This window comes from Leptolyngbya sp. FACHB-711 (assembly GCF_014695615.1).
In the GTDB taxonomy this organism is placed as follows: Bacteria; Cyanobacteriota; Cyanobacteriia; order Elainellales; family Elainellaceae; genus Leptolyngbya_A.
On sequence record NZ_JACJOR010000033.1, the window covers coordinates 1 to 9,009 of the forward strand.

Genomic DNA, 9,009 nt, shown 5'->3' on the forward strand with positions numbered 1-9,009 from the left:
CAGATTTTGGTTTGAGCGATCGAGCGTTTGCCTGTTCGGAGCGATTGAATCGTTCAAATTATTCCCGTCTTATTCTCGATTCATGTAACATATGAGCATTTCTCCTGTTCGGTCGGTTTGGCAAATTTTGTATCCCTATCTTGTGGTAGCAAGGGTTTGTGCATTACTGCTAGCAAGCTTGGTTTATTTAGTGCTCTATCACGCAATTCGCGATCGATTCAGTGCTTCTCATTCCGCCGAGCCACAGAAAGACTTACAGCAGATTAATTAATAGATTTATCAATAGTTTGTAAAAGACAAATCTGGCCTAGCTAGCCGGACTAAATCTCGAGATGCAACGAGTTTGGGACGATCGCTGAAGCTGCTCGAAGCAACCAATTTGCTCAAGCTTAAAAGTGGGGCTGGCGTGGGTGCAACGAAGGCGAATAGATTGTGTCGCAAAAACCTCTTAAAGACAAACGATATCTATCAAAGTCATGTCTTAAGCAGTTACTCCAAAGATTGCTTCGATAAATCCGGCTTGAGAGACAATATTTCCTTGTGCGATGCCGTTGACTTGTTCTTTGCAAATCATATCCATCGCTTCAATCCCGCTCAATGTTCTTCTTGCCGTGTTAAACGACTTGAACCTCATCATCGGCTTCACAATGCGCTTGATGTTCCGATGCTCCTGCTCGACAATATTATCCAAATATTTGCTTTGCCTTCTGCGCTCTCGACGATCTCGAGTTGCGCTTGTCTAGCCCTAAGTGCGTGTTGTCAAGCTTTGACCCTAATTCTATGCAAGTTTAAGTTAAATTGGTATTACTCTAATTTTCACGTCTGGCTTAGGATTGCGATATGTCATCATCCCAGGCAGTTACCCCCTCCCTTATCGGAATTTATGAAGTAGGTATCGGTGTACCTGATTTAGATACATCGATCGAATATTGGGAGCAGTTTGGATACTGTGTTGGTGAAGAAGGAAACCTTTCAGCAGAAACCGCTCAAGCTTTGTATCATACTAATTCTGGCCTCCGCTCCGTTCGTCTTTTGCATCAAACTGCTGATCATGGTTTGATTCGACTGATGCAGTGGGAGCAGCCGCGAAATGAGGGGTTGGGACTAGGCTCGATGAAAGCAAGAGGCAATCGCTGGGCAACGACCCTCACGGCTGATATATTAACCATTCTCAATCAGGCTGAAGAAGCAGATCGGGCGGGATTACCAATTCGCTATACAACGCCGCACTGGGAAATTATCTACAACAAAGATCGCAAGATGCGTCCGTTTATTGATCCTGCGATTGGAGTGCGTGAGATGCTATTGCTACAACCCTTAACGCGACAAGTGTTATTTCAACGCTTTGGATATACGCTGCCGCACTATGGACAGATTAATGAGCAGGCGGCATTCAAAGCTAGTCAAGTTACACATATGGGAATGGTTGTTCAGGATGACAGCAAGGAAACGCTTAAGTTCTATGAGGACGTTTTGGGACTGCTGCGAGTGCGGGATGACGTAGAGACCACCTATGAGTCTTCTCAGGCAGGACGGCAAATTTTTGATTTGCAGCCAGGCGAAAAATTTTTTGTGACTGCCTTTGATGATCCGCGATCGTCGGTAACAGATTTGCAGGCAGCTCGATCGGGTAGATTGTACATTGTTCGCTTTCCAGAGACACAATCGGTGCCTGAGCGGTTTGAGATGTCGCAACCTGGTTGTTTAGGGATATCACTGTACACCTATCGCGTGAGTGACATTGAAGCCTACCGCGATCGGGTGCAGACAAGTTCCGCTGAAGCGGTTACAGAGGTGTATATGAATGAATTTAGCGATCGTAGTTTTTCGTTTATTGCCCCAGATGGCTACTTCTGGACACTCGTTGAAAACTAATCTATGGGTTCAGGAATCGGAAATGATTCCCCGGCAAGATAAGCGTCAAAATGCTTCTGGAAGTAGAGCCAGGAGGTCATATCTTCGTCATCCAGTGGAGCCTCTGGTGCGTGTCGGTAAAGAGGCATTCGTGTATTAATTTCGTCCTGGAGCAGTTGTGGGAGCTGATCAAAATCATCCACTTTTGTCCCTGAAGCACTATAGATTAATTGTCCAGCTCGATCGCCCATTTTCATCCACGGTACCCAGGGGCCAATTCGATCCCAAGTCAACCATAGTTTAGAAACGGACGGTAACTTCTCATCAAATAACTCGGCAGTTGGAACCTTAAATTTAAACAATTCGGCAGCTTGGTAATGAGGATTGGAACTGTATTCCGCAAATTTTGGATCAGCCAGGGGATTTGGATAGGCAGGAAAGATATCAAAGACGAGTGTTGTCGTTTCTTCGTCTACTTGGGCCGGAAATTGCCCCTTAAAGTTGCCTTGAACCGGATTGTTAGCAACGTGCATCACGGGTAACACTTCCTCAGTCCACGGGTTCTTCCAGGTTTGGAGTTTCTCTTCGGTTTCTGGATCTAAGTAATATGTCAATTCTCTAGAAGTAAACGCCCAGTGACCCTCTTCGACTAAAAGACATCGGCTCACACTCATGCCGACCATTTTGAACAGGCGTTGCCGCTTCTCGCCGGGAATGAAGGCGTAAATCGAACCTGTCCAGGCTAAGAAAGTCGATCGCGTGGAATCAAGAGACGATCGCACCTTCACCCAGTTTTGGGCATTAAGCAGTTGAGTTAGAACCGCCATCTTCAAGTTCCTTTATATCACTTCATGATCTAGAGCTTGGCAAGACTAGCTGTAAACGAAGGAATCACGGTTTCCCTCAAGTTTTACAACGTTAGGATTCAAGAATGCTACATCAATGCTAAAATTCACATTTAATCTTCTAAAATTGAATTTTTTAAACGTATCAAGTTTCTAAACGTATCGAGCAGTGGTTTCTCTACAATAGCCTTAATTCAGTAGCCTTAATTCAGTAGCCTTAATTCAATCGAACATTCACTCCAGCAACTCCATAAGGATGATTCTAAGATTCTAAAGAAATTGAATGTTCAGAAGCACTGACGTTGCTTAAATTAATATGAAAATTACTGACCAGGAGTTGATTGATACTGGGCTTGCTTACAAAGCACTAGCGCTGCAAGTTACCTGCCATGCAGTCAACCAAAGCCGCGATCGGCAGGAAGCTCGATCTTTAATGCAAACCGCGATCGAGCGTTTAGGACAACAAATTGCTGCGAGTCTTGCTTTTATTGGATCGGACTGCCGTTTGGTCGTGCTACCAGAATATTTTCTGACTGGCTTTCCAATCAGTGAAGCCCTGGAGGATTGGGCAGAAAAAGCTTGTTTGGACATGGCAGGGGCAGAGTATGAAGCACTGGGAAACATCGCTCAAAAGCATCGTATCTTCCTAGCAGGAAACGCTTATGAGGTTGATCCACATTTTCCAGGGCTATACTTTCAAACCTGTTTTGTTTTAGATCCGAGTGGGTCTGTAGTTTTGCGCTATCGTCGGCTCAACTCATTGTTTGCCCCTACGCCTCATGATGTGTGGGACCAATACCTTGAGCATTACGGACTCGACGGCGTATTTCCGGTTGCCAAAACTGAAATTGGAAATCTTGCTGCTGTCGCATCAGACGAAATCCTGTTTCCAGAAGTTGCTCGCTGTTTAGCAATGCGTGGCGCAGAAGTGTTGCTTCATCCTACATCAGAAGTGTATGGACAGGCGCGAGCACCCAAGGAGGCCGCTAAAATTAGCCGTGCGGTGGAAAATATGATGTACGTGATTTCGGCAAATACAGCAGGGATTGCCAATAGTTCGATTCCGATCGCGTCGGTCGATGGGGGTTCAAAAATCGTGGACTACCGGGGATTAGTGTTAGCCGAAACCGGAGCGGGAGAAAGCATGGCAGCCTTTGCAGAAGTGGACTTAGCCGCTTTGCGGCGCTATCGGCGGCACCCTGGATTAATGAATTTGCTCTCGCGTCAGCGATTTGATGCTTATATGGATAGCTACCGCCAGTCACAGTTCTATCCCAGTAACACAATGCGAAATGGAGCGGTTGAGCGCAAACATTTTATCCAAACTCAGTTAGCCACGATCGAGCGTCTAGCCCAACAGGGAGTGATTTAAATCCAGCGATCGTAGCAGTAACTTTGGAGGGCTTGTATCATGTCGAAAATTCCTGTTCGTAATCCTCGCACTGGAGCAATCGACGACTGGATTTCTTCCCCCACCCCAGCTCAACTTTCCGCACAGTGCGATCGTCTCCGTACTGCTCAAACTAGCTGGCACAAAGCAGGTCTAGAGCAACGAATCAACATATTACAGCAGTGGAAACAAGCGATTCAGGAACACCGTGAAGATTTGCTCCAGGCATTAGTTGACGATACGGGTCGATTGGGAGTTTCAGTGTTAGAAGTTGATTCTGTGTTGTCCAGTCTCGATCGCTGGTGCCAGCTTGCTCCAGAACTGTTACAAGAAATTGAGAAGCCTACTGCAATTCCATTCATTCATTTGCAGCAAGATTCTGTTCCTTATTCGCTCGTGGGTGTCATCAGTCCGTGGAATTTTCCATTACTACTCGCGATGATCGACACGATTCCAGCACTATTATCCGGTTGTGCGGTGATTGTAAAACCGAGTGAAATTGCGCCGCGATTCATCACTCCATTACTAAAAACACTGGATAAAGTTCCTGAATTACGAGATGTATTCACTTTCATTGAAGGTGCGGGAGACACAGGAGCAGCCTTGATTGAGTATGTCGATCTCGTTTGTTTTACAGGTAGTGTAAAAACAGGGCGACAAGTTGCAGAAACCGCAGCGAAGCGATTTATTCCCGCATTCTTAGAATTGGGAGGAAAAGATCCTGCGATCATCCTAGAGTCTGCGGATCTGGATCTAGCAACCTCTGCTATTTTGTGGGGTTCAGTGGTGAATACGGGACAGTCTTGTCTCTCGATCGAGCGAATTTATGTAGCGGAAGCGATCGTCAAACCGTTTACAGAACAACTCGTTGCTAAAGCAACCCAACTCAAACTCGCTTACCCAACCGTTAACAGCGGCGAAATTGGTCCGATTATTGCAGAACGACAAGCAACAATCATTGCAGATCATCTGCAAGATGCGATCGAGAAAGGAGCAATGGTGCAATGCGGTGGAAAGATTGAAACTTTGGATGGTGGATTGTGGTGCTTCCCAACGGTTTTAACCCATGTGAATCACACAATGAAAATTATGACTGAGGAAACCTTTGGACCCATCATGCCAATGATGACATTTAGAACTGTCAAAGAAGCAATTCACCTTGCAAATGACACAATCTATGGTTTAAGTGCCGCAGTCTTTGCAGGTTCACAAACAGAAGCGTTAGAAGTTGCCGATGGCATCAAGGCAGGCGCAGTCAGTATTAACGATGCAGCGCTCACCGCATTAATCCATGAAGGAGAAAAGAATGCCTTCAAATATTCTGGCATGGGAGGATCGCGAATGGGACCCGCAGCCTTGAAACGATTTATGCGAAAGAAAGCGTATTTAATTAAAACAAAACCCGTGACTGATCCATGGTGGTTTAAATCATAACAAGGAGGTAATGATGGCAAACATTCGCGACGAAATGCCTGTTCTTGCGCGACATGCAGGAGATTGGACTGGAACCTATACCTTGATTGACTGCAATGGGAACATCCTCGATCGCCATCAATCGCATTTAACGTGTGAATTTCCGGTAGATGATCCTCTAAAGTACTATCAAATCAATCGTTATACCTGGGCAGATGGGAAGCAGGAAGAACATCGTTTTCCGGGAACCTATCATGACAAAAAGCTTTGGTTTGATACCGATCGCATCAAAGGTCATGCGTGGGAAGCTGATGACTCAACGGTTATTCTTTGGTTTGCTTACAAAACGGTTCCCGATTTCTATCTTTATGAAATGATCCAAATTAGTCCTTGTAACAACCATCGCGCCCGCACTTGGCACTGGTTTAAGAATAATCAAATCTATCAGCGCACCCTGATTCAGGAGGAGCGACAACGCTAGGAATCATGATTAAATAACTTTGAGAAATTGCAAGCATTAATTAATGGGCGTAGGACAAGACTGCTCCAGATTGGGATAAATCTCGATCGACTCGAATAAAGAATAAACAGCCGTCTTCTGAGATGTGTCTGGGAGACGTAGTGAAGCTGGGAACATAGCCAAAATGGTCCTTCGCAAACAGGTAATCTCCAATATTGCAACATCCTGCTAGGCAGTAAGCTTCTTCGTTATAAGACTGAATCATCGCTTGCTTCCCGTCATAATGAGGCAGGATGGCAAGTAGCCATGCTCCCCCACCGTTGGGGGCTTTTCTCAGCCACTTCTTGTTCGATTCGGTAAACTGTCTTGTGTCTGTCTTTCCCCAGGGCAACAATTTGCTGTCTAATGCGGGAATAAACTCATTGATTCGAGCTTGTGAGTGATTCGGCAAATCTTGATACTGGACACTGCCGTTTTCCATCCATAAAATTTCCGCCGCTTCACCGTTTAAGACTTTCCACGGTCCAACTCTGACTCCTGCCGGAATAAAGGAGTAGCCGTGCTTGCGAAGTTTCCACTCTCCCACTTGAATAGCACCGCTCAGCACAAAAATTTCCAGATCTGCCGTAAATCTGCCCGCGGGCATCTCAAATTGGGACGGCAGGACAACTTTCGCAGTGGATGCGCTGTTTTCATGCCAAGAAAGCATTTGACAGGTTGCTGCTACTGTCTGTTCTGGTATGCCATGAATCTGCCACGCTTGTTCTGAAATGCGATGAGTGTGGAAATACTGATACTGGCCCGGAACATGCCCTGATGCGATCGCGGTACGTCGCCCAGACAAACTCATCCGCCCTTGACCGTCTCCACCCCAATCTTCAGGAATTGGAACTACCTCTAAAAAATTATCTGCTTCTGAAGATATAGAGACAGAGGATTGATTGTGGTCATCCATACCTTTACAACCTGTAAACAAATCTGAAGCGAGTTAGTTAATCTAATCCTATACCCTTGCTGCCTCATAGACTCATGATTGAATGGAATAATTGAATGGAATGGGTGACGATTAATGTTCAAGTTTGAGGACTGCGATCGCCATCCTTACGAAACGTTCTGTCGTGAAGGTGGATGCGTTGCCATGCACTCCAAAACCTACAAAAAGCTGGTTGTGAAACAATTTAGCGCTGATTTTCGCTCAGCAATCGCGATTGAAGAACTTCCAATTCCTGCCCCAAATTCTGGCGAGATTCTGATTCGCAACAAATTTGCGGGTATTAATGCCGGATTTGACACCCTGGTTTGCAAAGGAAATGTTCCCTATGTAAATCTCACTCCTCCGTTTGATCTCGGCGTCGAAGCCGTGGGGGAAGTCGTGGCGATCGGGCAAGATGTTCACACCCTGCAAGTTGGAGATGCGGTTGCCACAACAGTCCGGGGAGGGGGCTATCGCGAGTATCAGGCTATCTCTGCAAATCTGGCAATCAAAATCCGTGATACTACGCCTGATCTTTTGACGCTCATGCCCACGGGGCTCTCCGCGCTCGTTGCCCTAGAAAAAGTTGGAGAAATGAAGCGTGGGGAAGTCGTTTTAGTCACTGCGGCAGCAGGAGGAACCGGACATATTGCCGTGCAGCTTGCCAAGTTAGCTGGAAATCATGTGATTGGGGTTTGTGGCTCTGAGACGAAGGCGGCATTACTAAAGAAGTTAGGATGCGATCGAATTATCAATTACCGAACTGAAACGCTCGATACGGTTCTCCGAGAAGAATATCCTAACGGGATTAATCTGGTGTTTGATTGCGTGGGTAGACAGGTTTTTGATATTTGTGTAAATCACTTAGCAATCCGAGGACGCTTAGTTGTCGTTGGTTTTATTTCTGAATATACAAACGATTTAGAATGTGTGACTCAACCTCGAATTTATCAAAAGCTGTTCTGGAAAGCCGCTTCGATACGCGGGTTTTTAATGCCTCACTTTTCTGAGTATGCGGAGGAGGGACGCGATCGCTTGCTCGATTTGTTTTATACAGGCAAAATCAAGGTGGCGGTTGATCCGACCGTGTTTCGTGGCATTGAGGCGATTCCAGATGCCGTGGAATATCTGCTGAGCGGTAAGAATTGCGGTAAGGTTGTTGTACAGCTTTAGTCGTAAAACTCTAGTCGTAAAGCTCTCGTTATGACTACAGAATCAGCCAATACATTAGCCGTTGCTCGGCAAGCCTTTGCCCATTTTGAACATGGACTGTCAACTGGAGACTGGCAGGCCTTCTTCGAGATGCTCACCGACGATTTTTCATTCTGGTTTCCGCTCGGTCAGTTTCATGGGTTGAATGTCGGAAAAGAGCGTGCGATCGAGTTCTTCAGCTATGTCTCTGAAGTGTACAGCGAGGGATTAACCCTGACCCTCGATCGGGTGACCAGCAACGAAACAACCGTTGTTTTCGAGTTTCGTGATGAAGGGCTGATGTGGGGAAACCCTTATAAAAATCGAGTCGCAGTTTCGTTTGATGTTCGCGGCGATAAAATTTGCGGCTACCGAGAATATCTAGGTAGCGATGGTAAATCAAACTAATGAAATGAATGTGAACTATACTCCCAAAGCTTTGTCCCATTCCAGCTGATGACTTAAACCATACTTGATAAAATCTTCTGGTTTTGCTTGATCATTCTTACCAAAAACACCCAGGCTGTAATGGTTCTCTTCCATCCGCTGTCTGACTAAATCCTGCTCAAATCGCTCGACCTCTGCTCTCGGCTGATCTGTTTTGAAGAAATCGACCACCAAAACAGTTCGCTCATTCTCCGTGTAGTTGTGCGGACAGTGAGGATAGCTGTGATCTAAAACCATAAATTCACCTTCATGCCAATACAGCTTGTCATGGCATATTTTCATCGCGATATCTCCCTCAGGCACAATCAGACCTAGATAACCGCGATTCATATGCGGGTTGTAGTTTACATGAAGTTTGACATCCAGGCCGGGAAGAAATGTCCCAAAATAAACATTTCTCAGAACATTGTCGTTGCTCAAATTCGCTTCTTCGATC

The 9,009-nt window shown here is 45.8% G+C and carries 10 protein-coding genes and 1 pseudogene; 7 read left to right on the forward strand and 4 right to left on the reverse strand.

The window, feature by feature from the left end; genetic code table 11:
- Positions 1-91 precede the first annotated feature (91 nt).
- A complete protein-coding gene (locus H6F80_RS00450; protein WP_190789653.1) occupies positions 92-271 on the forward strand; it encodes a hypothetical protein in 180 nt (59 codons plus the stop codon).
- 210 nt (positions 272-481) lie between these two features.
- Here H6F80_RS00450 and H6F80_RS00455 read toward each other — a convergent pair.
- A pseudogene (locus H6F80_RS00455) lies at positions 482-703 on the reverse strand (DDE-type integrase/transposase/recombinase); the annotation flags it as partial.
- 137 nt (positions 704-840) lie between these two features.
- Between H6F80_RS00455 and H6F80_RS00460 the strand changes: the two are divergent.
- Positions 841-1,875 carry a VOC family protein gene (locus H6F80_RS00460; protein WP_190789655.1) on the forward strand — a complete coding sequence of 345 codons (1,035 nt, stop codon included), beginning with the start codon at positions 841-843 and terminating at the stop codon, positions 1,873-1,875.
- Here H6F80_RS00460 and H6F80_RS00465 read toward each other — a convergent pair.
- A complete protein-coding gene (locus H6F80_RS00465) occupies positions 1,872-2,681 on the reverse strand; it encodes a DUF1838 domain-containing protein (protein ID WP_190789656.1) in 810 nt (269 codons plus the stop codon). The two genes, H6F80_RS00460 and H6F80_RS00465, sit on opposite strands and share 4 nt — an antisense overlap.
- 334 nt (positions 2,682-3,015) lie before the next feature.
- Between H6F80_RS00465 and H6F80_RS00470 the strand changes: the two genes are divergently transcribed.
- Genes H6F80_RS00470 through H6F80_RS00480 form a run of 3 tightly spaced genes read left to right on the forward strand, consistent with a single transcriptional unit; the run spans position 3,016 to position 5,983 of the window.
- Positions 3,016-4,071: a nitrilase-related carbon-nitrogen hydrolase gene (locus H6F80_RS00470; protein ID WP_190789657.1), complete on the forward strand. Its 1,056-nt coding sequence runs from the start codon at positions 3,016-3,018 to the stop codon at positions 4,069-4,071.
- Positions 4,072-4,110: 39 nt separating this feature from the next.
- A complete protein-coding gene (locus H6F80_RS00475) occupies positions 4,111-5,523 on the forward strand; it encodes an aldehyde dehydrogenase family protein (protein WP_190789658.1) in 1,413 nt (470 codons plus the stop codon).
- A gap of 13 nt (positions 5,524-5,536) precedes the next feature.
- Positions 5,537-5,983, forward strand: a complete 447-nt coding sequence (locus H6F80_RS00480; RefSeq protein WP_190789659.1) for a DUF3598 family protein — start codon at positions 5,537-5,539, stop codon at positions 5,981-5,983.
- 40 nt (positions 5,984-6,023) lie between these two features.
- Here the strand turns inward: H6F80_RS00480 and H6F80_RS00485 are convergent, their stop codons facing one another.
- On the reverse strand, positions 6,024-6,917 hold the full coding sequence (locus H6F80_RS00485) for a DUF4437 domain-containing protein (RefSeq protein WP_190789660.1): 894 nt from the start codon (positions 6,915-6,917) through the stop codon (positions 6,024-6,026).
- Between the two features lie 114 nt (positions 6,918-7,031).
- On the opposite strand from H6F80_RS00485, the gene H6F80_RS00490 reads away from it, so the two are divergent.
- Both H6F80_RS00490 and H6F80_RS00495 read left to right on the forward strand, forming a co-directional pair.
- Positions 7,032-8,108, forward strand: coding sequence for a zinc-binding dehydrogenase (locus H6F80_RS00490; RefSeq protein ID WP_242067088.1), 1,077 nt, complete (start codon positions 7,032-7,034; stop codon positions 8,106-8,108).
- A 30-nt stretch (positions 8,109-8,138) separates the two neighbouring features.
- The gene (locus tag H6F80_RS00495; protein ID WP_190789661.1) at positions 8,139-8,534 is read left to right on the forward strand and encodes a nuclear transport factor 2 family protein; all 396 of its coding nucleotides are present in this window, start codon (positions 8,139-8,141) and stop codon (positions 8,532-8,534) included.
- A 15-nt stretch (positions 8,535-8,549) separates the two neighbouring features.
- Here the strand turns inward: H6F80_RS00495 and H6F80_RS00500 are convergent.
- On the reverse strand, positions 8,550-9,009 hold a 460-nt coding region (locus H6F80_RS00500), incomplete at its 5' end, for an aspartyl/asparaginyl beta-hydroxylase domain-containing protein (protein WP_190789662.1).

Coding starts and splice junctions, on each gene's coding strand:
- H6F80_RS00485 (WP_190789660.1), bottom strand. CDS start 6,917: ATGGATGACCACAATCAATCCTCTGTCTCTATATCTTCAGAAGCAGAT.
- H6F80_RS00470 (WP_190789657.1), top strand. CDS start 3,016: ATGAAAATTACTGACCAGGAGTTGATTGATACTGGGCTTGCTTACAAA.
- H6F80_RS00480 (WP_190789659.1), top strand. CDS start 5,537: ATGGCAAACATTCGCGACGAAATGCCTGTTCTTGCGCGACATGCAGGA.
- H6F80_RS00495 (WP_190789661.1), top strand. CDS start 8,139: ATGACTACAGAATCAGCCAATACATTAGCCGTTGCTCGGCAAGCCTTT.
- H6F80_RS00465 (WP_190789656.1), bottom strand. CDS start 2,681: ATGGCGGTTCTAACTCAACTGCTTAATGCCCAAAACTGGGTGAAGGTG.
- H6F80_RS00460 (WP_190789655.1), top strand. CDS start 841: ATGTCATCATCCCAGGCAGTTACCCCCTCCCTTATCGGAATTTATGAA.
- H6F80_RS00450 (WP_190789653.1), top strand. CDS start 92: ATGAGCATTTCTCCTGTTCGGTCGGTTTGGCAAATTTTGTATCCCTAT.
- H6F80_RS00490 (WP_242067088.1), top strand. CDS start 7,032: ATGTTCAAGTTTGAGGACTGCGATCGCCATCCTTACGAAACGTTCTGT.
- H6F80_RS00475 (WP_190789658.1), top strand. CDS start 4,111: ATGTCGAAAATTCCTGTTCGTAATCCTCGCACTGGAGCAATCGACGAC.